Origin of the sequence: Chelatococcus sp. GCM10030263 (assembly GCF_042666455.1) — a bacterium.
Taxonomy (GTDB): domain Bacteria; phylum Pseudomonadota; class Alphaproteobacteria; order Rhizobiales; family Beijerinckiaceae; genus Chelatococcus.
This window is the reverse complement of record NZ_JBHTDB010000005.1, coordinates 990948-1012460: the sequence shown is the minus strand read 5'-3', so window position 1 is coordinate 1012460 and position 21513 is coordinate 990948. Positions and strand designations below refer to the sequence as shown.

Here is a 21513-nt window from a genome sequence, read left to right as displayed (position 1 = left end):
CCTCCAGAAGAATTCGTCAGGCCGTGAACAGGCGCTCCGGATCGAGCATCCTCAGCGTCTCGAGCTCGTGGCTCGCCGGCGGTTCGGTGATGGCGACGGTCTCGTCGAAGATGAGGTCGAAACCGGTGTTGTCCTGTACCTGCTCCCGGCTCACGCCGGGATTGAGGGCGAGCACCTTCATGCGCCGCATCTCGTCGTCGAAGCCGAAGACCGCAAGCTCGGTAATGACACGGAACATGCCGCCGGCGAGCAGACCGCTCTCGCTGCGCGTGTTGCGGCCGCGGATGAAGCCGGGGCTCGTGATGAAGTCGACATGCTCCACGAAGCGCCGCTTCTCGTGCTTCATGGCGACAATCATATTGGTGAGGCTCGATATGTCGTTGCCGCCGCCGGTGCCGGGCAGACGCGTTTTGGGCGCGGCCGGATCGCCGATGAAGGACGAATTCAGATTGCCGTATTGATCGATCTGCGCGCCGCCCATGAAACCGACATCGACATAGCCGCGCTGCAGCAGCAAGAGCACGTCGGCGCTGCCGAGCACCATATTGGCCCGCTTCGTGCAGCGCTGGTCGTTGGTGGAGGGCGGAAGCTTGCCCGGCTCGATGAAGGCGCCGACGACGCCGCCCTCGAAGAGGATCGTCAGCCCCGGGCAGTTGAGCCGCTGGGCAAGGGTCGCCGCGAGCAGCGGGATGCCGACACCGGCGAAGACCACCTGCCCGTCCTTGAGCTGGCGGGCGCTGAGGACGGCCAGTATTTCGGCGGAGGTATAGCGCTGGCTCTCAGTCATTGTAGATGCTCCGGCCCCTCTGCGACGCCTCGATGACTTCGTCCATCCCGATGAGCGACAGAAAATCGGTCCAGGTCTTCGGCCCGTAGACATAGCGTTCGAGATATTCACGCATGCCATTCACCGGGTCTGCGTTGACCTGCGCCACATAGGCCTCCATGTGCCGCATCATCGGCTCGTAGACCCCGAAGCATTCGTGGGGAGCGGCGCCATAGGGCACCTCGACCACGGCATCGACACAGAAGAAGGGGATCTTCGTCTGGTCAGGGGCGCGCCTGATCTGGTCGTTGGAGACGATGCGCTCCGTGGTCAGGATGACCCGGTTGGCCGCGAGCGCGAGATCGATGTCCATGAACTGCAGCCCGTCCATCTGCGCATTGCCGTAGACATCGCAACGCTGCACATGGATGAGGGCCACATCCGGATTGAGCGCGGGGACCAGCAGGAGCTTCTCGCCCGTGAAGGGACAGTCGATCTCCTTCGCCTCGGGGCGCTGCTTCAGCACGTCCGAGCCCAGCATCGAGCGGATCGGCAGGAAGGGAACGCCCATGCTGCCGGCGCGGAAGCGCATGCCCATGGCCATATGGCTCCATTCGTGGAACCGCTTGTCGCCCTTCTCGATGTGGTGGCGCATGACCTTCGAGAGGCCCCAGAGGATGCCTTGGGCAAACCAGCTGGTGGCGATCTCGTCGGCGACATCCGACCCGAAGAGCAGATCACCGTCGGTGGAGACGATGGAGCGCGAGCAGGACAGATGCCGGCGGCGCTGGCGCATCAACTCCCAGATCATCGCCATGGGCGTGCGCGACATGGTCGAGCCGCCGATGCCCACCGTCATGCCGTCCTGCACGAAGGATGCGGCCTCCTGCAAGGACATCACCTTCTCGCGCAGGCTCCTGTCGCGCCGGGCGAGATTGTCCCTGAGCGTTGCGTAGGGCTTGACCTCAGATGCGAGCACCCGTTCCTCCCTTGACCGGCGAGCCGAAGCTCGTCAGTTGATGCCGACTTCGGCGTTGAATTCCTGGATGAGACCGTCCCAGGCCGGGGCGGAGGCGGCGATTGCCTGCCAGAAGGCCTGATCCTTGCGGCGATCGAAGTCCTCGACAGCAACGCCCTGCTGCTCGACCCAGGTGTAGTAGCCAAGATTGAAGATCCGGCGCCGCTCGGCTTCACCGAGCCGAAGCACGTGATCCGTCGACGCCTCCATGAGGCAGGCGTCAAAAACCTGCTCGGCCTTGGCCTGATCGAAGCCGCCAGCGAAGAACTTGGCCTCGGCCGCGTCTTTCTCGGTTGCGTAAAGGCGCGCGCTGTCGGTCGCGACCGTCATCACGACGTCGTCGGGGCCATAGTTCAGGCTGCGTGCGAGCTTGATGGAAGCGACGATATTGGCGAGCCCGGACAAGCCGATCTCGGCAAAGGCGGCAACGACGTCGCGGTCGAGATCCGTGCGCGTAGCAAGATATGCGCGACCGGCCTCGGAGTTGAACAGAATATTGAGCCGGTCCGTCACCTGATCGGAGACGGCGACCACCGCATCCGTATTCATCACATTGTGGATGAGCGGGATATGCTTGTCGCCGATGCCCTGGATATTGTGCTCGCCATAGCCGTTCTCGAGCATGGTCGGGCATTCGAGCGCCTCGACCGCGGCAATGGCCGTGCCGTGCCGGGCCTTGAGATAGTCCCCCGCGGCGATCGTGCCGGCCGAGCCTGTCGCGGACACGAAGGCCGCGAGCCGCAGGTTCTTCGATTGCGCGCTCAGATGCGTGAAGACATGGTCGAAGGCGGCACCGGTACAGGTGTAATGCGCCAAGTAGTTCGAGAAGGCCGAGAACTGATTGAGGATGAAGTTATCCTCGGAGGCAGCGAGCTCACGGCACTTGTCGTAGATTTCCTTGACGTTGCTTTCCGTGCCGACGGTGCGCACGACATTCGAGGGATGATCGACCCACTGCGCCAGCCAATCGTAGCGCTCGCGGCTCATGCCTTCCGGCAGCACGGCGACGCCGCTGCAGCCGAGAATGCGGGAGATCGCGATGCCGCCGCGACAGTAATTTCCCGTCGAGGGCCATACCGCGCGATGGCGGGCGGGATCAAACTCGCCCGTGACGAGACGCGTCACGAGGCCAGCATAGGCCGGCAGCACCTTGTGGGCGCCGATCATCGGAAAGCGCGAGCCGATGAGCACGACGATCGGCGCCTTCACACCCGTCAGCGCCTCGGGCAGGACGACATGGTCGGGAACCGCGGCCCGGCTCCGGCGGTCGGGCGCGTTATACCAATTGACGCGCCAGAGATTTTCCGGCTGCGGCGCATCGGGGTCGACAGCCGAAAGACGATCGGCGATGGTCTCGGGCAGAGGCTCGCGGCCGGCGAGTTGGGCGAAAGTGGGCAGAACGATGCCGCGCGCCCTCGCCCGCTCGACAGCGGACCGGCGTATCCCGGCATCCACCACGTCTGGCCTCGCAACAAATCGACCGTCGGCCTCAGGCATCGTCTCACATACCCCCATTCTGCCGCTGGGCAGTTCGAGTTAAGCTATCATACTAACATTAGTATGACTAGTTTATATTACACCATTGCTGTTGATGACGCCGGCATTCAGCCTGCCTAGGCGGGCTCGGGAACGGCCTGCGCGGCCCGCGCGCGCTCACGGGCGCTCGCGAAGGCGCGGGCCCGCCTCTCCTCGCCCGCATCGCGATAGAGGGTATCGCGCTGGCGCGGCAGGCGGCCGGCCGAGCGGATGATCTCTTCCATGCGCTGCGGCGTCATCTCCTGGCCGTGGCTTGCGCCGGCGGCGCGCGAGATGCTCTCGTCCATCAGGGTGCCGCCGAGATCGTTGACGCCCGCCTCCAGGCAATGGCGCACGCCGTCGGCGCCGAGCTTCACCCAGGACGCCTGGATGTTGGTGATATGCGGGTGGAGCGCGAGACGGGCAACGGCATGCATCAGCACTGCCTCGCGGAAGGTCGGCCCCGGCCGCGACCGGCCCTTCAGATAGATCGGGGCTTCCATGTGAACGAAGGGCAGCGGCACGAATTCCGTGAAGCCGCCGGTCTCAGCTTGCAGGTCGCGGATGCGGATCAGATGCCGCGCCCAGTGCTCGTAGCGCTCGATATGGCCGAACATGATGGTTGCCGTCGAGCGGAAGCCAAGGCCGTGCGCCGCGCGCATCACGTCGAGCCATTCCGCCGTATTGAGCTTGTCGGCGCAAAGGCGCGCGCGCACCTCGTCGTCGAGGATCTCGGCGGCCGTGCCCGGCAAGGTGCCGAGCCCCGCGGCCTTGAGGTCTGCGAGAAACTCGGCCACGGGCAGACCGAGCGTCTTGGCGCCCTGCGCCACCTCGAGCGGCGAGAAGGCGTGCACATGAATTCCAGGCACGGCTTCCTTCACCGCGCTCAGAATCTCCAGATATTTCTGCCCGGTATAAGAGGGGTGGATGCCGCCCTGCATGCAGACTTCGGTCGCGCCTCGCTGCCAGGCCTCGCGCACACGACCGGCCACCTCTGCCATATCGAGGTCATAGGGCCGGCCGCGCAGGTTCTCGCTCAGCTTGCCTTTGGAGAAGGCGCAGAACTGGCATTTGAAGTAGCAGATGTTGGTATAGTTGATGTTGCGCGTGACGACATAGCTCACGGCATCGCCGTTGACCTTGCGGCGCAGATCGTCGGCGGCGCGGCAAACGGCGGTGAATTCCTCACGCCGCGCCCGGAAGAGGCGCACGATCTCCGCCTCGGTCAGCGGCTCGGCACCGTCAGCCTTTGCGAGAATGTCCCGCAAGTCCCCGGCCACGCTCTTCGGCCTGCCCGCATGGACCAGCGTCGCTTCGAGGAGCGGTGACGGGTCGGCGCGGCCTGGGCACCAGGGATCACTGCGCGGCCAACCGTCGCCGTCGATGAGGTCGTAGAGAGGCTTGTGCAGCTTCTCCTCGACCCAGTCGAAGGGGCGGCGGGCATAAGCGGGGTAGATGGCAAGCCGCTCGGTCAGATGCTTGCCGGCAGCTTCGGTCGCCGCCTCCAGCACCTTGAGCTGGGGCCAGGGCGCTTCCGGATTGACGTGATCGGGCGTTACCGGCGAGACGCCGCCCCAATCGTTGATGCCGGCGGCCACGAGCTCCGTCAGTTCGCCGGGGCTCAGATTGGGTGGCGCCTGGATATTCATCTCCGGCTCGAAGAGAAGCCTGGCGACGGCGATCGTCCAGCGGTGGTCATCGAGCGACGGCGGCGGCACGGCGGCCATGCGCGTGCCGGGCTTCGGCCGGAAGTTCTGGACGATGATCTCCTGGATATGGCCGTGCGCATCGTTGATGTCGCGGAGCGCAAGCAGCGCGTCAATCCGCTCCGCCCGGGTCTCGCCGATGCCGATCAGGATGCCGGAGGTGAAGGGGATGCGCTGCTCGCCGGCCCGCCGGATGGTGTCGAGGCGCAGCGCCGGCGCCTTGTCCGGCGAACCGTGATGAGCCATGCCCTTGCCGCAGAGCCGCTCGGAGGCGCTCTCCAGCATGATGCCTTGGGAGACGGAGACACGACGTAGGGCCGCGAGATCCTCGTCCGCCATCAGCCCCGGATTGACATGCGGCAGGAGGCCCGTCTTGGCCAGCACGAGCGCCGCCATCTCGGCGAGATAGGACAGCGTCGTTGAATGGCCGAGGGCGTCGAGCTCCTCCCGGGCGCGGCGGTAGCGCAGCTCCGGCTTGTCGCCCAGGGTGAACAGGGCTTCCTTGCAACCCGCGCGCTTGCCGGCCTCGGCGACGGCGAGCACCTCATCGGGCGTGAGATAGGCGCGTTCGCCCTCACGCGGCGGATGGGCGAAGGTGCAGTAGTGGCAGACGTCACGGCAAAGCTGGGTGAGCGGGATGAAGACCTTGCGCGAATAGGAGATGAAGGCGCCATGCGCCGCGTCGCGGCGGGCGGCGGCCGCCGCCAGAAGCGGGGCGGGGTCCGCGAGGTCGATCAGGCTCATCGCTTCCTCGCGGGTGAGCCGGCGATCCTGCGGGAAGGATAGAAGCGCCGTCGGCTTGATCATCAGACTGCCTCTTCGAGCTGGCTGGCCCGACGCGAGCGCGCGACAGCGTGCAAATGGCCGAGACAGGCGCGCGTGCGCCGGCCGCCACGGCATCCCGCATCGACGACGAGATCCGCCGCCACGTCGATGTCGTGGCCGGCACCGTCGAAGGTCAGGACCGCGGGATCGAGCCGGGCCGCCGTCGCGGCCGCGAGATGCCGGGCGAAACTGTCGTGACCGAAGGCCGGCGTCATTGCGCTGGGCAACGACAGGGCGAGGATATTGGTGCCACCATCACGCACGGCCGGCACGAGCACGGCGGGCGAGCGGCTGAGGGCGGCGAGCACCGCTCCCAGCTCTGCCGGCGTGACGAAAGGCAGGTCGCCGGGAACCACGACGGCGCCGGACTTGCCGAGCCGGTCGAGCTCGCGAAGACCCCAGAGCACAGCGGGATTGGTGCCGCTCTCGACCGGATCGGTGAGCACCAGCGCGCCGAAGCTCCCGGCCATGGCGGCGGCTTCCGCATCCGCGGTGACGACGAGGATGCCGTCGAGACCCTCGGTAGCGGCCAGCGCTTCGAGCACGTCGGCGAGCATGGCCATGGCGAGCTCCTGCCGCTCGCGGGGTGCAAGAATTCCGGCGAGGCGGGTCTTCGCACGCGCGAAGCTCTTGACGGGCACGACAGCCCAGATCTCGCCCATGGACGGGTGACGCATCATGACCGGCTCCCGATGGCGGCGATCTCGTCGGCGAAGGCGAGCACAGTGCCGGCGAGCCGCTCGCGATCGGCGTCGCTCTGCATGAGGGTCGGCGCGACTTTGGTGGACACCCCGGGTAAGTCGCGTTCGGCGGCATCGGTTTCATCGATGACGAGAGCGTCGAGCAGGCCGCGATAATGATCAGCTATGGCGCGCGAAGTCGTGGGAACGTCGAGCTCGGCCATGATCTTGGCGGTCGGCCCCTTGACGGCCTTGCCGCCGATGATCGGCGACACCGCCACGACCGGCGCCTGCGAGGCCTCCACCAGCCGGCGAAGGTCGGGCACCGCGAGGATCGGATCGACGCTCAGGAACGGATTGGACGGACAGACGACGATCGCCCGAAGATCGGGGGCCGCGAGCGCCGCCCGCACGGCGGCCGACATCGCCGCCTCTAGCGCCCCGTCGAAACGAATGGCGCGAACCGCCGGCCCGCAACGCCGTTCCACGAAATAGCGCTGGAACGGCAGCGTTCCCTCGTCCGTCTCCACCATGGTGCGAATGGGGTCGTCGGACATGGGCAGGATCGTCGCGGCGATCCCGAGCCGGCGTGCGATGTCGCCGACCACGTCAGTGAGCGAGCGGCCGCTCCTGAGTTGCTGCGTGCGCAGGACATGCAGGGCGAGATCCCGGTCGCCCAGCTGAAACCAGGTCTCGCCGCCGAGCGGACCGAGCGCGCGCATGAACTCCCAGCTCTCGTCGGCGCGGCCCCAGCCCCGCTCCTTGTCGGCGAGCCCTGAGAGCGTATAGAGCACCGTGTCGATATCGGGCGAGATCATCAGCCCGAGATGTTCGAAATCGTCGCCCGTATTGACGATGACGGTGAGATCCTCGCCGAGCACGCGGGCGAGCCCCAGCGCCAGCTTGGCGCCGCCGACCCCGCCGCAGAGGGCGACAACGCGGTGCGTGTCGGGACGGGGGGCGCGAACCGTCATCGGAACATGTCCCTTTCGCGGCTGCGGATGAGCGCCGATGCGGGCCTATCCGGCGCATCGCAGCGAAAGCCGCGCACGAGGACGGCGGGGATGCCCTCGGCGGCCTGCCCCATCAGCAGCGAGCCGGCGGATGCGAGTTCGTCGGCAACCGCAATCTCCGTCACCTTGAGGCTGCGGCCGAACAGGTCTTGGCTGCCGATGCGATCCACCAGCGACGGTACGCCTGCGGCACCGAGCGCGACGCCGACGACGCCATTGCGCCAGGGCCGCCCGAAGCTGTCGTTGATCACGACGCCGATCGATATGCCGAAGGCCATATCGAGCCGGCGCTTCAGCTCCGCCGCTGCGCCGTCCGGATCATGCGGCAGCAGCAGCACCCGCCCTGCCCCGTCGTCGTGGCTGATATTGGATTCGTCGATGCCGGCATTGGCCATGACGAAGCCGAGCTTATGGGCCGCGACGACGACGCGTGGCCCCACTTTCACGATCTCCTCGGACTCGGAGAGGACAACCTCCACATGCCGCGGATCCTTGCCGGTCTTTGCGGCGATCTCATGCGCCCGCGCGGAGGGCGTGACCTCGGCGAGGTCCACATAGCGCCCTTCGGCCTTGGAGACGATTTTCTGCGCCACCACGAGAATGTCGCCGTCGAGAAGCGCCAAGTCGTTCTTCCGCAGGGCATCCGCGAGGATCTGGGCGAGATCATCGCCCGGCTCGATCAGCGGAATGCCCGATAAGGGGAAGAAAGAGACCGGTTGGGCGCACATCGATGATTACGTCGGGCCTGCCGTCTCGAGACCGGTGATCCCGACGCCGGCACCCGGCACCTTATACTGCCGATTGATCCAGATCAGCACCGAAGTCATAGCCTCGGCGGCGGCGGAATTCGCGAGAGGACCGCCGGCGACACCGCGCCGCGCAACGACCCCGGCGAGTTCGATCACGGCGTTGCGCGCTTCCTTGTCGTCGGAGAAGACGAGCACGTCACAGTCGACGCGGCCGCCGGCGTGCAGCTTCGCCGCGCCCACATTGTGGAAGGCCGAGACGACCCGCACGCCCTCGCCGAGCAGACGCTGGGCAATCTGTGCCGCCGATCCGGCGCTCGGCAGCTGCACGGTCGAGACCTTCGGCGGCACGAGCGGCACGGCGGCATCGACGACGATCTTGCCCGCAACGGCGCCCTTGATCTCCTCGATCGTCTGATCGTGGCTGGAGAAGGGAACGGCGAGTATCACGATATCTGCCGCTTGCGCAGCACCAACATTGTCCGCGCCGGTCACACCGTGGCCGAGCTCTTTCGCGACACCCTCAGCTTTCTCGCTGGAACGCGAGCCGATGACGACCCTATAGCCGGCAGCCGCCCATCCCTTGGCGAGCCCCGACCCGAGATCGCCCGTTCCTCCGATGATGCCGATGACCGGCTTCGACGCATCCGACATGATGTCTCCGCTCACTGCAACGCCCGGGGATTGCCCATGCGGCCTGCCGCCTGCTGATCTGCGGACGAGCGACGCCCCCGCGACAGCCAATACATACTATCAATAGTAAGATAAGACAACTTATATCGACAAGCGAGCCATGTCCGGCTCGTGCCGCTCAGATGCCGATCGGACCTATGCGTGGGCCATGCCGGCGCCCAGATAGGCTTCCCGCACGTGCGGATCATTGATCAGCTTCTCGCCGGTGCCTTCGAGCGGCATGGTACCCGCCTCGAGAAGATAAGCATAGTCGCACATGTCGAGGGCCGCATAGGCATTCTGTTCGACCATGAGCACCGTGGTGCCGGAGGCGCGGATGCCGCGAATGATGTCGAAGGTCTGCTCTACGATATTCGGCGCGAGTCCGAGCGACGGCTCGTCGAACATCACGAGCTTCGGCCGAGACATGAGGGAGCGGCCAATGGCGAGCATCTGCTGCTCGCCGCCGGACAAGGTGCCGGCGACCTGCCGACGACGCTCGGCGAGCCGGGGGAAAAGGCCGAAGATCCGGTCCATGTCGGCGGCGATCTCCTTGGTGTCGGAGCGCAAATAGCACCCCATCTCCAGGTTCTCGATGACCGTCATATAGGGAAAGACGCGCCGGCCCTCGGGGCAATGGGCGATGCCGAGCGCGAGGATGCGGCTCGGCGAGAGGCCGGTGATGTCCGTGCCGTCGAAGATGATCTGACCGGAAGCGGCCGGCACGAGGCCCGAGACGGCGCGAAGCGTCGTCGACTTGCCAGCGCCGTTGGCGCCGACCAGCACCACCAGCTGCTTCTCGGGCACCTTGAGCGAGATGCCCTTGATGGCCGTGACCTTGCCGTAGCGGCAAACGAGGTTGCGGATCTCAAGCATGTTTCACGCCCTGCCCCAGATAGGCCTGGATCACTTCGGGATCGCTCTGGATGACCGAGGGTGGACCATTGGCGATAATCCGCCCGTAGTTGAGAACGACGATTCGGTCGGAAATCCCCATCACCATCGGCATGTCGTGCTCGACCAGCACGATGGTCATGCCGCGTGCCCGGAGCTTGTCGAGGAGGGCGATGAAGCGGTCCGTCTCCGCGGCATTCATGCCTGAAACGGGCTCGTCGAGCAGGAGCGCCACCGGATCGGCCGCAAGCGCCAGGGCCACGCCGAGGAGGCGCTGATTGCCGTAGGGCAAGCTGCCGCCGAGCTCGTTCGCCTGGTGGGCGATGCCGACGAGCTCGAGGATCTCCCAGGCCTTGTCGCGCAGCGCCCTCTCGGCCTGCCGTTCGCGCGGCAGCCCGAGCAAGGTGCCGAGAAGGTTCTGCGACGAACGCCTGTGCAGGCCGATCAGGACATTGTCGAAGACGGTGCATTTGTCGAAAAGATTGGTGCGCTGGAAGGTGCGCACCAGCCCGAGCGCCGTCACATGGTGTGGCTTCAGACCGGCGAGCGGCGTGCCGCGAAAGCGCACGACCCCTTTCGTCGGCTTGAGGAAGCCCGTGATGACGTTGAAGGCCGTTGTCTTGCCGGCACCGTTCGGCCCGATGAGACTGACGAGTTCGCCTTCCGCCACATGGAAGCTCATGTCCGAGATGGCGACGAGGCCGCCGAAATGGACCGCGACATGCTCGACGGCGAGGATCGGCGCATCGGCGATGGCTGGAACGGCGCTCATGAGCGGACCTCACCTTCCAAGGCCAGTGGCGGCTCCTCTTTGGTCGGCGCCTTCGCCGACCGGTCGAACCAGCGCTCGATGGCCGGCACGATGCCCTCGGGAAGCACATAGACGATGAGGATCATGAGCACGCCGTAGAGGATCCATTGCACCTCGGGACCGACATAAGCCCGCAGAACCACCGGCGCCATGCCGAAGATGAGGCCGCCGACGATCGGTCCGGCGAGCGTTCCCTTGCCGCCGGTGATGACCATGATCACCATCGTTACCGTATTGAGGAACATGAAGATCATCGGATCGATGATCATGATGTAATGGGCATAGAGGCCGCCGGCCGCACCCGCCATGGCGCCCGAAACCACCGCCGCCAAGACCAGATAGCGCGTGACGCTGATGCCGACCGAGACGGCGAGCGTCTCGTTCTCGCGCAGCGCGATCATGGCGCGGCCGTAGGGAGAGTTCACCAGGCGCTTGATGATGATATAGGCGACCGTGATGAAGAACAGGACGACATAGTAGTTGCCCGTCTTCTTCCACAGCGTGATCGAACCCGTCCAGTCGAAGCCGAGCGTCAGCGGCGGGATATTCGACAGCGCGAGCGGACCATTGGTCAATTCGACCCAGTTCAGGGCGACGAGGCGCACCACCTCGGCGAAGCTGATGGTGACGATGACGAAATAGGCGCCCCGGACACGGAAGGCGAGCTTACCGATGAGATAGCCGCAGAGGCCGGCAGCGATCATGCCGAAGAGGAGCCCGACAACGGGCGGCCAGGGCTCGTGGGTGATCTCGTAGCCGAAGATCGTCACGGTAAAGCCGACCGCAGTCAGCGCGCTCACATAGGCGCCGATGCCGAAGAAGGCGACATGGCCGAGGCTCAACTGCCCGGTATAGCCGAGGAGCAGGTTCAGGCTCATCGCCGCCAGCATGAAGATGCCGGCCATGATGAGAGCATTCAGCAGATACTGATCCCGGAGCCACAGCGGCACCGATGCGAAGGCGAGAAGAACCAGGAGCGGAAAAAGGCGTCTCATCCGATGCGCTCCGACCGGGCGAACAGGCCAGTCGGCCTGAAGAGGAGAACGATGATGATGATCAGGAAGCCCATCGCATCGCGATAGCCGGACGAGACGTAACCGGCGCCCATCTCCTCGGCGAAGGCGAGGATGAAGCCACCGATGGCCGCCCCCGTGACATTGCCGAGGCCGCCGAGGATGACGATGGCGAAAGCCTTGAGCGAGGCGATGTCGCCCATATTGGGCGCCACCACGAAAACCGGCCCGAGAAGCGCCCCAGCGGCGGCGGCAAGGCCCGATCCGAGCGCGAATGTCGTCGTGTAGATGCGGCTGACCTTGACGCCCATGAGGGCGGCCGTCGAGCTGTCCTGGAAAGTGGCGCGCATCGCCTTGCCGAGCTTCGTCCGGTTGATGATCAGATAGGTGCCGCCGATCAGCAGAAGCGCCACCGCGAGCACCACCACGCGCAGCCAGGAGATCGAGACGGCCCCCATGGTGAGCGGCTCATTGGGAAAAGGCGTCGACACCGATTTCGCGACTGTTCCCCAGACGAGCATTTCGGTGTTCTGCATCACGATCCACGCGCCGATCATGATGAGCATGGTCGTGTCGATATCGGCGGATCGTTTCGGCCGCAGGAGCGTGAACTCGATCACCGCCCCGAGACAAATGCCGGCGGCGATGGCGAAGGCGATGGACGCATAGAAATTCAAGCCCAGCACCACGGCGAACAGGTACATCATATAGGCGCCGAAAGTGTAGAGCTCACCATGCGTGAAGTTGACGATCCGCATGATGCCGAAAATCAAAGTAAGGCCGATCCCGAGCAGAGCGTATGTTCCGCCCATGATGAGGGCATTCGCTATATGCTGAAGGAGCTGATCCAAGGCGGTTCCTCACCTCATCCGACGCGTGGATTCTCGGGTGTATCGATTACTTGCTGGAAGAGCTCACATCTGCGAGCCGACCGGTGTCGTCGTGACGGGCCGCGCGAGTGCGCCCGGCCGATCCGGGTTCATGCAGTCGATCTTGCAACCATTCCTCCCGTCGTTATTCCGCCCAGCGCATATCCCGCGTCTGCGGACGCTTCGAAGGCTCTGCGGCTTGGACCATAACCGCCCCCTCTGACATGCGGCAAGGTTATGTGCCTATGGTACTATCATTAGTATAATAGTGATCGAATTCGGCCATGGGTGCAAGCCTGATTGTGTCGTCAGGATGACGGAAGCGGCGGCGCGACGAGAGCGCCGACCCTGACCGCGCCGCCCTTCGCCCGAGCATTATGCAAGTGGCGTGCCGGCCCGTTCGATGACGCCGAGTCGCTGCCGATGGGACCCAAGGGCGGGCGGCGATTCATAGTCGCGAAAGGAGACGACCGTCCTCATCGCGCGTGCGTCAGGCGCCCGGCATGCGAGACCTAGAAGAGCTTGGCCGCGAACAGGGAGGGATCCGCCGGACAGTCTGCCGTCGAAGACGTTGAATCAGCAATCCCGCACGGAGAGGCTCACGACAGGTCCTGCGTGAGCGCTGCCTCGATCGTATCCACAGCCCATTCCACTTCGCCTTGGGTGATGACGAGCGGCGGGGCGATGCGGATGGTGTGTTCGTGCGTGTCCTTGGCGAGCAGGCCCCGCGCCTGCAGCGCCTCGCAGTAGCGCCGCGCGCCGCCCGCCTCCGGGTGAAGCTCGACGGCGAGCATCAGCCCCCGCCCGCGGATCTCGCGCACGTTATTGACGCGCATGGCTTTCAGTCCATCGTGGAAATGCCGGCCCTGCCGCTCGGCGTTTTCGATCATGCCCTCCTCGATGAGGACACGAAGGGCCGCCCGCGCCACTGCGCAGGCGAGCGGATTGCCGCCGAAGGTCGAGCCGTGCTGGCCGGGCTTCAGGGTACCGAGCACGGCCGTGTTGGAGAGCACCGCCGAGACGGGATAAAAGCCGCCCGACAAAGCCTTGCCGATCAGCGTCACATCCGCCTCGATGCCCTCGTGCGCCTCGGCGAGGAGCCGCCCGGTGCGCCCGAGGCCGGTCTGGATCTCGTCGAGGATCAGCGTGACATTGTGCTTGGTGCAGAGCGCGCGCACGGCCGGGAAATAGCCGGTGGGCGGAATGATGACGCCCGCCTCGCCCTGGATCGGCTCGACCAGGAAGGCGACCGTATGGGGCGTGATCGCCGCCTCGAAGGCCGCAATGTCGCCGAAGGGAATGACACGAAAGCCCGGCGCGAAGGGGCCGAAATGGCCGCGCGCCTCCCGATCGGTGCTGAAGCCGACGACGGCGAGCGTACGGCCGTGGAAATTATCGGCGCAGACGATGATCTCCGCCTTGTCCTCCGGTACGCCTTTGACCTCGTAGCCCCATTTTCGGACGCATTTGATGGCGGTCTCCACCGCCTCGGCGCCGCTGTTCATGGGCAGCACCTTGTGCGAGCCGGTGAGCGCCGCGACCTCCTCGTAAAACAGCGCGAGCTGATCGTTGCGGAAAGCGCGCGAGGTCAGCGTCAGCTTCTTGGCCTGCTCGACCATGGCCGCGAGGATCTTCGGGTGGCAGTGGCCCTGATTGACGGCCGAATAGGCCGACAGGCAGTCGAGATAGCGCCGGCCCTCGGTGTCCCAGACCCACACGCCCTCGCCCCGCGAAAGAATGACATCGAGCGGCTTGTAATTCTGCGCTCCGAGGCGGGCCTCGGTGGCAATGAGGTCGAGAACGTCCGTGCTCATGATGCACCTTTGCTGTCAGCGCACGACCCTGTGTGCTCCGTTGGCCTGCCAAGACCGAGATGGGCGCACCGAGCCGCTGGAACAAGATCTGGCTGGATCGCCGTCGCCCGCATCGGCATCGTATCCGCGTCACATATTCCGTCGTGCGACGGCGCTGGAGATCGCAATTCTCGCGGCCGGCGGTATCATGCCGCTCATCCTTGCACGCGCCGCTTCAACAGACGGGCTGGCCGTGACCAGAGACACTCGAGGTAGCTATGGCGTTTGAAGCGGCAGACAACGGACAGAAGGTGATTCTCGCCTTCGGCGACAGCCTTACCTGGGGAACGGACCCGCGCGGCGGCGGACGCCATGCTTTCGCCGACCGCTGGCCGAGTGTGCTGGAGGCGGCGCTCGGGGGGCGCGCCCGTGTCATCGCGGAGGGGCTCGGCGGCCGCACCACCTGCTTCGACGATTTCGCCGCGGCGGCCGACCGGAACGGCGCGCGCGTCCTGCCGACGCTGCTCGGCAGCCATGCGCCCCTCGACCTCGTCATCATCATGCTGGGCGCGAACGACCTGAAGCCGCATATCTGCGGCACGGCCTTCGGCACCGCCGCCGGCATGGGACGGCTCGTCGAGATCGTCGAAACCTATCCCTACGGCCACGGCTATGCGGCCCCGCAGGTGCTCGTCGTCTCGCCTCCCCATTTCTGCGAAACCATGGCGGACGACGGCAGGCCGGCGGCCGGCCGGAGCATCGCCGAATCGAAGGCGCTCGCCGGCCACTATCGCGAGGTGGCAGAGCATCACGGCTGCGCCTTCTTCGATGCGGCGGCGGTGGCGGTCGCCTCCCCCATCGACGGCGTGCATCTCGATGCAGCCAATACCCGCGCCATCGGCGAGGGCCTTGCGCCGATCGTCGACGCGCTCTTGCGGTAGAAGGTGCCGAGGCTTGCCCGCCGACGGGGCAGAAACCGCGGCGCCTCAAGCGCTGACGGCGGCGCGTTGCCGCTGTGCGAGCGCCGGCACCGCCTCGGCGAGCACGACGGCAAGGAAGATGAGACCCGCCCCGGCATAGCCGATGAGCGGCAGTCGTTCCCCCAGAAGCAGCGCCCCGCTCAATCCGGCGAAAAGGCTCTCGGACGACAGGATGACCGCGGCATTGGCCGGCGGCACATATTGCTGGCCGACAGCCTGAAGCGTGTAGGCGATCGCCGTCGAGATGCCCCCCGCATAGGCGAGTTCGAGCCAGCCGTCGCTGATGCCGGCAAGGGTCGGCTGTTCGAGCGCGAGGCTCGCGCCGCTTGCGATCACGCCGGCGACCAGGAAGCTGATGCAGGATATGAAGATCGGGGTGCCGGTGGCGCGGACGATATGCCCGAGCATCAGCAGATGCACCGCATAGAACAGGGCGCTGCCGACCACCAGGGCGTCACCCAGGTTGAAGCTGTCGAGGCCCCCGCCGTTAAGGAAGTAGACGCCGGCGAGGGCGAGCGGCATCGAGATCCAGATGATCGGATGCGGCGGCTTGCGCAGCGCGATGAGGATGACGGGTGCAAACAGCACATAGAGGCTTGTGAGAAAACCGGCATTGGTGACCGTGGTCGTCACCAGCCCCCCCTGCTGCAGCCAAACGCCAAAGAAGAACACGACGCTCATGACGAGGACGAAAATGCCCTGCGCCCGCGTGAAAGTTGCGCCCTTGCGCCGACGCTCGACGAGCGCCAGCGGCAGGATGATCAAGCCGCCGAGGAGATAGCGCAGCCCCGTGAAAGTCAGCGGCTCCATGAAGGCGACGGCCGACTTCTGCGCGACGAAGGCAATCCCCCACAGAAATGTGCAGAGCAGCAACAAAGATGCGGCAGCAGGGCGCGACATTAGTCCCCGGGGTGGTCGCCAAAGGCAGATGGGTCGAGGGAGCAAAGGCCGGCTGCCAGCCTGCTCAAGGTGCGAGCTCTTATGACCGCGATCCGCCGCGGAGGGAAGTGCCCGTTCAGCGGTCGCGCGGGCCGTCGTTCACCGCGCCGGCCGCTCCAGAAAGGTGTCGAAGGCGATATTGCGGCCGGCGAGCGGCAAGTTGCGCACGCCGGCTCCAGTGGCCCCTTACCGACGCCGCCCGGTTTCGAGATCCGCCATCGTTTTCTTGATGATGTCGGTGACGGCCTGCCGCTCGCTGCCCACGAGCGGCAAGCGCGGCGCTCGCGTCCATTCGGGCGCACCATAGACGAGATGCTCGGCGAATTTGATGTACTGCACGAGCTTCACATGCGTATCGAGATGAAAGGCCGGCGTCATGATGTGATAAAGCTCGCGGGCCTCGGAGAATTTCTGCTCGGCGCAGAGATTGAACAATTCGACGCATTCGGCCGGCCAAGCATTCGTCATGCCCGAGACCCAACCCGTGACGCCCAGGGCGCAGCTTTCGACGATCAGATCATCGACGCCGCAGAAGACGCTGAAGCGATCACCGAGGGCGACATACATGTCGGTGACCCGTCGGATGTCGCCCGTCTCTTCCTTGATGCAGACGATCTCCGGCGTGTCCACGAGTTCCTTCAAGATGTCGCAGGTCACGTCGACGCCATAGGCGATCGGATTGTTGTAGATCATGATCGGCAGCGACGAGGCGCTGGCGATCCCCTTGTACCAGGCCACGGTTTCGCGCGGATCCGTCCGATAGGCGAGGCTCGGGAAAACCATCAGTCCTTGAGCGCCGAAACCTTCGTAAGCCTTGGCATTGGCCTTTGCATTATCGAGGGTGATCTCGGCGAGGCCCGACAGAACGGGCACGCGGCCCGCGACCACCTCGACGGCGGCACGAATGATCGCCTCACGCTCGCCGAGTGTCATCGAGGCGTTCTCGCCGAGCATCGGCAGCACGATGATGCCCGAGACGCCGTTCTCCACCAGCCGATTGATGCTCGCTTTGGTCGCATCCAGGTCGACGGCTCCGTCCTGGGTGAGCTTGGTCGTTACCGCGGGAAAGACACCTCGCCACCTGGTCATCATGGTCCACCTTTCGACAATCGAACAACTGGATCCAATCTACAAATTGGCCGGGCATTTGTCCACTCGAAAGAGGCCCCTCGGCAGCCTTTGCGCTCGCTGCGCTCCGGCTGCCGCAGCTCGGCCGTTCAGGCGCCCGCCGGCCAGGGACAGATCGCCTCATAAGCTGCTGCGGCTTGGAGAACGGCAAGGTCGTGCCGCGGGCGTCCGATCAGCTGCAGGCCCATCGGCCGTCCGCGGTCATCGAAGCCGGCCGGCAGGTTGATCACCGGGCAGCCCGCCATGGTGGCGCCGATGACCACCTCCATCCAACGATGATAGCTGTCCATGGCGCGGCCGCCCACCTCGCGCGGCCAATGGGTCTTGATGTCGAAGGGGAAGACCTGGGCCGTCGGAAGCGCGAGAAAGTCGTAGCGCGCGAACAGGCCGAGCACGGTGCGATGCCATGACGTGCGCACCACCGAGGCGTTGTAGACATCGACGGCCATGAGCCGCAGTCCGCTCTCGATCTCCCAGATCGCCTCCGGCTTCAGAAGCGCGCGCTTGGCCGGATCGTCATAATGAACCTTCAGGCCGAGGGCGCTCGTGGCTTGGCGGAGCGTGACGAAGGCTCGCCATAGTGCCTCGAAATCAAAAGCGGGAACGATCGGCTCAACCGCCACGGCAAGCTCACCGAAGCGCCCCAAGGCCGTCTCGCAGAGGTCGAGAATGCCGGCTTCCATCGGCACATGGCCACCGAGATCGCCAAGCCAGGCAATGCGGCCGCCGGCCGGCGGAGACGCGGTCAGTCCCGCGAGGTAACGACCCTCGCCACCATGCGAGAGAGGCGATCGCGGGTCGTAGCCAGCCAGCACATCGAGCAGCAGCGCCAGGTCAGCCACCTTGCGCCCCATCGGCCCTTCCGTGCCCATCTGGGCGAAGAAGGTCTCGACGCGCGGTCCACCAGGCACCAGCCCCTGCGACAGGCGAAAGCCATAAATATTGTTGTAGGCGGCTGGGTTACGCAGCGAACCGCCGAAGTCGCTGCCGTCGGCCAGAGGCAGCATGTTGAGCGCCACCGCAACCGCCGCACCGCCGCTCGACCCGCCGGATGTCAGCGCCGGATCGAAAGCATTGACTGTCGCGCCGAAGACCTCGTTGTGGGTCTGCGAGCCCAGGCCGAATTCCGGCGTATTGGTCTTGCCGATGATGATGGCGCCTGCCGCACGAATGCGCTCGACGGCAATATCATCCTCGTCCGGCATCCAGTCGGCGAAGCCACGATAGCCGAATGTGGTCGTCAGGCCCTTCGTCCTGGCGAGGTCCTTGATCGCGATGGGCAGGCCGTGCAGCGGCCCCCTCGCCTTGCCGTCCTTTTGCTCCGCATCGGCGAGCGCGGCCTCGCGCAGGATGTCCTCGCGCGGCCGCAGCGAGACGATCGCATTGACCTTCGGATTGACCGCCTCAATGCGATCGAGGAAAGCGCCAACGACCTCCCGCGAGGAGAATTCTCGCCGTGTGATGCCTCGCGCGAGCTCGACCGCCGAGAGAGTGCAGAGGCCGGATGCCTGAGGTATCGCGTGCTTGGTTGCTGGCTTCTGGGACAATCGCGAATCTCCGGCGCTTCGTTCCGTTGACGAGAATGCCACAGGGACCTCGCCGCCGATATGCGGCGGATGGAGGCGTCTCGCGCGGGAGGAATGCTTGCCACGAGGCGTTCCGGCGCTCCCATGCCTGACTGCTCAATTCTGGATCCAATCTACGAAGAGGCAAAGTCGCTTGTCTAGCGCAAGACGATCCGGCAAATCTCCTGGCCGAGCTCGGAGGTTCGCTCCGGATTCGGAAAGCGAGAGGATCGAGACGGTGCAGAAGAGCGCGCAGCAAGGGTCGAAATATCGCCTAAGCCGCCAGAGCCTCCCCGAGGCACTCGCCGAATCCCTTCGCGAACGCATCTTGAATGGCGAGTTCAAGGACGGTGATCCGCTCGTCCAGGAGGCGATCGCCAGCGATTATGGCTGCAGCCGAATGCCGGTTCGCGAGGCGCTCAGGCAGCTCGAGGCGGCCGGCCTCATCGAGATGAAAATTCACAAAGGTGCCGTCGTCACCTCGTTGCCGGTCGAGCAGATCCTGGAGCTATTCGAGATCAGAGCCTTGCTCGAATGCGATCTTCTCGCCCGCGCGATCCCCAAAATGACGGCGAAAGATCTCGGCCGGTCGCGCACGATCTTGGGCCAACTGGAGACTGCCTACCACAAGCGTGATATCGGCAAATGCGGAGAACTCAACTGGGAGTTCCACCGCAGCCTCTATGCGCCGGCCGGCCGGGTGCAAAGCATGGCTGTGGTGCAGACCATCAACGATCAGACGGACCGCTATATTCGGCTGCAGCTTCTACTGACCGATGCTTTTGCCGATGCCGAGCAGGACCATCAGGAACTGCTGCGGCTTTGCGCGGACAATGATGTCGGAAAAGCCGTCGCCTATCTCCGCGATCACATTCTGAAAGCGGGCAGCGCATTGGCTGCAGTGATACGGGCCGATGCCCACGCGCAGGCCTCCTGAGCAAGCCGCCCGCGCCCCTCAGCCGGCGCGCTTGAACTTCGGCAAGGTCACTTCCTCCGTCACCGCTTCGAAGACTACCGCGACAGGATCACCGATCTCCGCGGCATCACCGACGAGATTGCTGACGAGGAGCGGGCCTTCGTCCAGCCTCACCAGGCAGACGCGATAGGGCAGTTCATTCGCAAAGCCCGGCCAGTAGGCGCGGTGGAACTCGACCCAGGATTCAAGCCGGCCGCGTCCGCTCACCGGCCGCCATTCCTGAGCATCGCTCAAACATTTCGGGCAGACCGGGGACGGCGGAAAATGGATATCGCCGCAATGGGTGCAGACCTGCATGGCGAGCCGATGCTGCCGGGCGTGATCCCAGAAGCCCTTCGTCAGCGGCGTGATTTCCGGCAGCGGCTTGTCGTAGCCCGACTGGCCGGCGGTTTTCTGCGGCGGGGGCGTGGTGCCGTAGCTCATGGATTGGTCCTCACCCGCGCGTATAGATGATGGAACGGGTGCAGGGGGTCGCCTGCACATATTGGGCGACGTCGCAGGACGGGATCTGGCGCGCGTCGCACTCGCCGCGGATCTGCCGCACCGCCTCGACATTGAGCGCCCAGCCCTGCATGTAGGTGTTGGACAGATGCCCGCCGTCGGTATTGGTGGGCAGGGCGCCGCCGAGGCGGAGCGTGCCGCCTTCGACGAAGCGGCCGGCTTCGCCGCGCGGACAGAAGCCGAGCCCTTCGAGGCTGAACAGCACGGTCGGGCTGAAATTGTCATAGGCCATCAGCGCTTTCACATCCCCCGCACCGATCCCGGACATGGCCCTTGCCTCCTCGCCGGCGATCTTCACGGCGTCGTACCACATGTCCGGATCGAAATTCGGCATGGCCGACTGGCTGAAGCTGTCCCGCCCGCCGAAGCCGCTGATCAGCACGGGCGGCTTGCGCCCGTCACGTGCCCGCTCCGGCGAGGTGACGATGATGCAGACGGCCCCGTCGTTGATGAGGCAGTAGTCCAGCAGCCGCAGCGGCAGCACGATGGGGCGCGCCGTCTCGTGGTCCTCGATGGTGATCGGCTTCTTCATCACCGCATCGGGATGGAGGCCGGCATGGTGGCGGAAAGCGACGGACACTTCCGCGAGCTGCCGCGTCGTCGTGCCATAGCGCGCCATATGCATGCGGAACATCATGGCGTGGGAGGCGCCGGGCGAGGTGAAGCCCCATGGATCCCAGATCGAAGCGGATTCTTCGCCGCCGTAATTGACGCGGCGGGAGCGTCCGATATTGGCGTAGAGCAGCGCGACCGTCCGCGCCTGGCCGGTGGCCACGGCGAGCGCCGCCTCGATGATGCCGATGCCGGACATGCGACCATGCGGCGGCAAGGTCACCGACCAGCGGGGATCGATGCCGAGCACCTCGCCCATGCGCGCATAATAGGGAATGCGGCAGGTGACGAGTCCGTCGATCTCGCCCTTGTCGACGCCACTGTCTTCAAGCGCGACGCGGAAGGCCTGGGCGGCCAGGCCGTATTCATCCGTTTCGGGAAAGCTGCCATAGGCGGTCGTTCCCACGCCGATGACCGCAGCACGATTGCTGAGCTGCCTCAATTCGCCAGACACGGCGCCTCCTTCCAGGCTCGTTACTTACGGAAGCATG

Annotated in this window: 20 protein-coding genes; 2 read left to right on the top strand and 18 right to left on the bottom strand. The window is 65.4% G+C overall.

Annotated features, from left to right (window positions below; genetic code table 11):
- Positions 1-16: 16 nt before the first annotated feature.
- From ACFQU1_RS14880 to rocD, 13 genes are all read right to left on the bottom strand, one after another.
- Positions 17-787 (bottom strand): CoA-transferase subunit beta, encoded by a 771-nt coding sequence (locus ACFQU1_RS14880; RefSeq protein WP_378133832.1) that lies wholly within the window; start codon positions 785-787, stop codon positions 17-19.
- Positions 780-1664, bottom strand: a complete 885-nt coding sequence (locus tag ACFQU1_RS14875; protein WP_378134076.1) for a CoA transferase subunit A — start codon at positions 1662-1664, stop codon at positions 780-782. The genes ACFQU1_RS14880 and ACFQU1_RS14875 overlap by 8 nt, the downstream gene beginning before the upstream one ends.
- 114 nt (positions 1665-1778) lie before the next feature.
- Positions 1779-3242, bottom strand: coding sequence for a pyridoxal-phosphate dependent enzyme (locus ACFQU1_RS14870; protein ID WP_378133830.1), 1464 nt, complete (start codon positions 3240-3242; stop codon positions 1779-1781).
- Positions 3243-3397: 155 nt separating this feature from the next.
- Positions 3398-5812, bottom strand: a complete 2415-nt coding sequence (gene cofH, locus ACFQU1_RS14865) for a 5-amino-6-(D-ribitylamino)uracil--L-tyrosine 4-hydroxyphenyl transferase CofH (RefSeq protein WP_378133828.1) — start codon at positions 5810-5812, stop codon at positions 3398-3400.
- Positions 5812-6510, bottom strand: a complete 699-nt coding sequence (cofC, locus tag ACFQU1_RS14860) for a 2-phospho-L-lactate guanylyltransferase (protein ID WP_378133826.1) — start codon at positions 6508-6510, stop codon at positions 5812-5814. Before cofC ends, cofH begins: the two co-directional genes overlap by 1 nt.
- Complete coding sequence (gene cofD / locus ACFQU1_RS14855) at positions 6507-7484, bottom strand: 2-phospho-L-lactate transferase (protein ID WP_378133824.1); 978 nt, start codon at positions 7482-7484, stop codon at positions 6507-6509. Before cofD ends, cofC begins: the two co-directional genes overlap by 4 nt.
- A complete protein-coding gene (gene cofE / locus ACFQU1_RS14850; protein WP_378133822.1) occupies positions 7481-8251 on the bottom strand; it encodes a coenzyme F420-0:L-glutamate ligase in 771 nt (256 codons plus the stop codon). The genes cofD and cofE overlap by 4 nt, the downstream gene beginning before the upstream one ends.
- Positions 8252-8257: 6 nt before the next feature.
- Complete coding sequence (npdG, locus tag ACFQU1_RS14845; RefSeq protein ID WP_378133820.1) at positions 8258-8923, bottom strand: NADPH-dependent F420 reductase; 666 nt, start codon at positions 8921-8923, stop codon at positions 8258-8260.
- A gap of 174 nt (positions 8924-9097) precedes the next feature.
- The gene (locus tag ACFQU1_RS14840) at positions 9098-9817 is read right to left on the bottom strand and encodes an ABC transporter ATP-binding protein (protein WP_378133818.1); all 720 of its coding nucleotides are present in this window, start codon (positions 9815-9817) and stop codon (positions 9098-9100) included.
- Complete coding sequence (locus ACFQU1_RS14835) at positions 9810-10607, bottom strand: ABC transporter ATP-binding protein (protein ID WP_378133816.1); 798 nt, start codon at positions 10605-10607, stop codon at positions 9810-9812. The genes ACFQU1_RS14840 and ACFQU1_RS14835 overlap by 8 nt, the downstream gene beginning before the upstream one ends.
- Positions 10604-11641, bottom strand: coding sequence for a branched-chain amino acid ABC transporter permease (locus ACFQU1_RS14830; protein WP_378133814.1), 1038 nt, complete (start codon positions 11639-11641; stop codon positions 10604-10606). The genes ACFQU1_RS14835 and ACFQU1_RS14830 overlap by 4 nt, the downstream gene beginning before the upstream one ends.
- Positions 11638-12510, bottom strand: a complete 873-nt coding sequence (locus ACFQU1_RS14825) for a branched-chain amino acid ABC transporter permease (RefSeq protein WP_378133812.1) — start codon at positions 12508-12510, stop codon at positions 11638-11640. Before ACFQU1_RS14825 ends, ACFQU1_RS14830 begins: the two co-directional genes overlap by 4 nt.
- A gap of 617 nt (positions 12511-13127) precedes the next feature.
- On the bottom strand, positions 13128-14342 hold the full coding sequence (gene rocD / locus ACFQU1_RS14820) for an ornithine--oxo-acid transaminase (protein ID WP_378133810.1): 1215 nt from the start codon (positions 14340-14342) through the stop codon (positions 13128-13130).
- Positions 14343-14599: 257 nt separating this feature from the next.
- Here rocD and ACFQU1_RS14815 point away from each other — a divergent pair, with 257 nt between their 5' ends.
- The gene (locus ACFQU1_RS14815; RefSeq protein WP_378133808.1) at positions 14600-15262 is read left to right on the top strand and encodes an SGNH/GDSL hydrolase family protein; all 663 of its coding nucleotides are present in this window, start codon (positions 14600-14602) and stop codon (positions 15260-15262) included.
- A gap of 45 nt (positions 15263-15307) precedes the next feature.
- Here the strand turns inward: ACFQU1_RS14815 and ACFQU1_RS14810 are convergent, their stop codons facing one another.
- The 3 genes from ACFQU1_RS14810 to ACFQU1_RS14800 form a co-directional block, all read right to left on the bottom strand.
- A complete protein-coding gene (locus tag ACFQU1_RS14810; RefSeq protein WP_378133806.1) occupies positions 15308-16174 on the bottom strand; it encodes a DMT family transporter in 867 nt (288 codons plus the stop codon).
- Between the two features lie 252 nt (positions 16175-16426).
- Positions 16427-17329, bottom strand: coding sequence for a dihydrodipicolinate synthase family protein (locus ACFQU1_RS14805; protein WP_378133804.1), 903 nt, complete (start codon positions 17327-17329; stop codon positions 16427-16429).
- A 128-nt stretch (positions 17330-17457) separates the two neighbouring features.
- Positions 17458-18915 carry an amidase gene (locus tag ACFQU1_RS14800; RefSeq protein ID WP_378133802.1) on the bottom strand — a complete coding sequence of 486 codons (1458 nt, stop codon included), beginning with the start codon at positions 18913-18915 and terminating at the stop codon, positions 17458-17460.
- Here ACFQU1_RS14800 and ACFQU1_RS14795 point away from each other — a divergent pair.
- Positions 18893-19870 carry a GntR family transcriptional regulator gene (locus tag ACFQU1_RS14795; RefSeq protein ID WP_378133800.1) on the top strand — a complete coding sequence of 326 codons (978 nt, stop codon included), beginning with the start codon at positions 18893-18895 and terminating at the stop codon, positions 19868-19870. The two genes, ACFQU1_RS14800 and ACFQU1_RS14795, sit on opposite strands and share 23 nt — an antisense overlap.
- 18 nt (positions 19871-19888) lie before the next feature.
- On the opposite strand, the gene ACFQU1_RS14790 is transcribed toward ACFQU1_RS14795, so the two are convergent.
- Together ACFQU1_RS14790 and ACFQU1_RS14785 are read right to left on the bottom strand one after the other, a co-directional pair.
- Positions 19889-20332, bottom strand: coding sequence for a Zn-ribbon domain-containing OB-fold protein (locus ACFQU1_RS14790; RefSeq protein ID WP_378133798.1), 444 nt, complete (start codon positions 20330-20332; stop codon positions 19889-19891).
- A 10-nt stretch (positions 20333-20342) separates the two neighbouring features.
- The gene (locus tag ACFQU1_RS14785) at positions 20343-21476 is read right to left on the bottom strand and encodes a thiolase family protein (protein WP_378133796.1); all 1134 of its coding nucleotides are present in this window, start codon (positions 21474-21476) and stop codon (positions 20343-20345) included.
- Between the last annotated feature and the right edge of the window lie 37 nt (positions 21477-21513).

Coding starts and splice junctions, on each gene's coding strand:
- ACFQU1_RS14880 (WP_378133832.1), bottom strand. CDS start 787: ATGACTGAGAGCCAGCGCTATACCTCCGCCGAAATACTGGCCGTCCTC.
- ACFQU1_RS14875 (WP_378134076.1), bottom strand. CDS start 1,664: ATGTCCTTGCAGGAGGCCGCATCCTTCGTGCAGGACGGCATGACGGTG.
- cofH (WP_378133828.1), bottom strand. CDS start 5,812: ATGATCAAGCCGACGGCGCTTCTATCCTTCCCGCAGGATCGCCGGCTC.
- cofC (WP_378133826.1), bottom strand. CDS start 6,510: ATGATGCGTCACCCGTCCATGGGCGAGATCTGGGCTGTCGTGCCCGTC.
- cofD (WP_378133824.1), bottom strand. CDS start 7,484: ATGACGGTTCGCGCCCCCCGTCCCGACACGCACCGCGTTGTCGCCCTC.
- cofE (WP_378133822.1), bottom strand. CDS start 8,251: ATGTGCGCCCAACCGGTCTCTTTCTTCCCCTTATCGGGCATTCCGCTG.
- npdG (WP_378133820.1), bottom strand. CDS start 8,923: ATGTCGGATGCGTCGAAGCCGGTCATCGGCATCATCGGAGGAACGGGC.
- ACFQU1_RS14840 (WP_378133818.1), bottom strand. CDS start 9,817: ATGCTTGAGATCCGCAACCTCGTTTGCCGCTACGGCAAGGTCACGGCC.
- ACFQU1_RS14835 (WP_378133816.1), bottom strand. CDS start 10,607: ATGAGCGCCGTTCCAGCCATCGCCGATGCGCCGATCCTCGCCGTCGAG.
- ACFQU1_RS14830 (WP_378133814.1), bottom strand. CDS start 11,641: ATGAGACGCCTTTTTCCGCTCCTGGTTCTTCTCGCCTTCGCATCGGTG.
- rocD (WP_378133810.1), bottom strand. CDS start 14,342: ATGAGCACGGACGTTCTCGACCTCATTGCCACCGAGGCCCGCCTCGGA.
- ACFQU1_RS14815 (WP_378133808.1), top strand. CDS start 14,600: ATGGCGTTTGAAGCGGCAGACAACGGACAGAAGGTGATTCTCGCCTTC.
- ACFQU1_RS14805 (WP_378133804.1), bottom strand. CDS start 17,329: ATGACCAGGTGGCGAGGTGTCTTTCCCGCGGTAACGACCAAGCTCACC.
- ACFQU1_RS14790 (WP_378133798.1), bottom strand. CDS start 20,332: ATGAGCTACGGCACCACGCCCCCGCCGCAGAAAACCGCCGGCCAGTCG.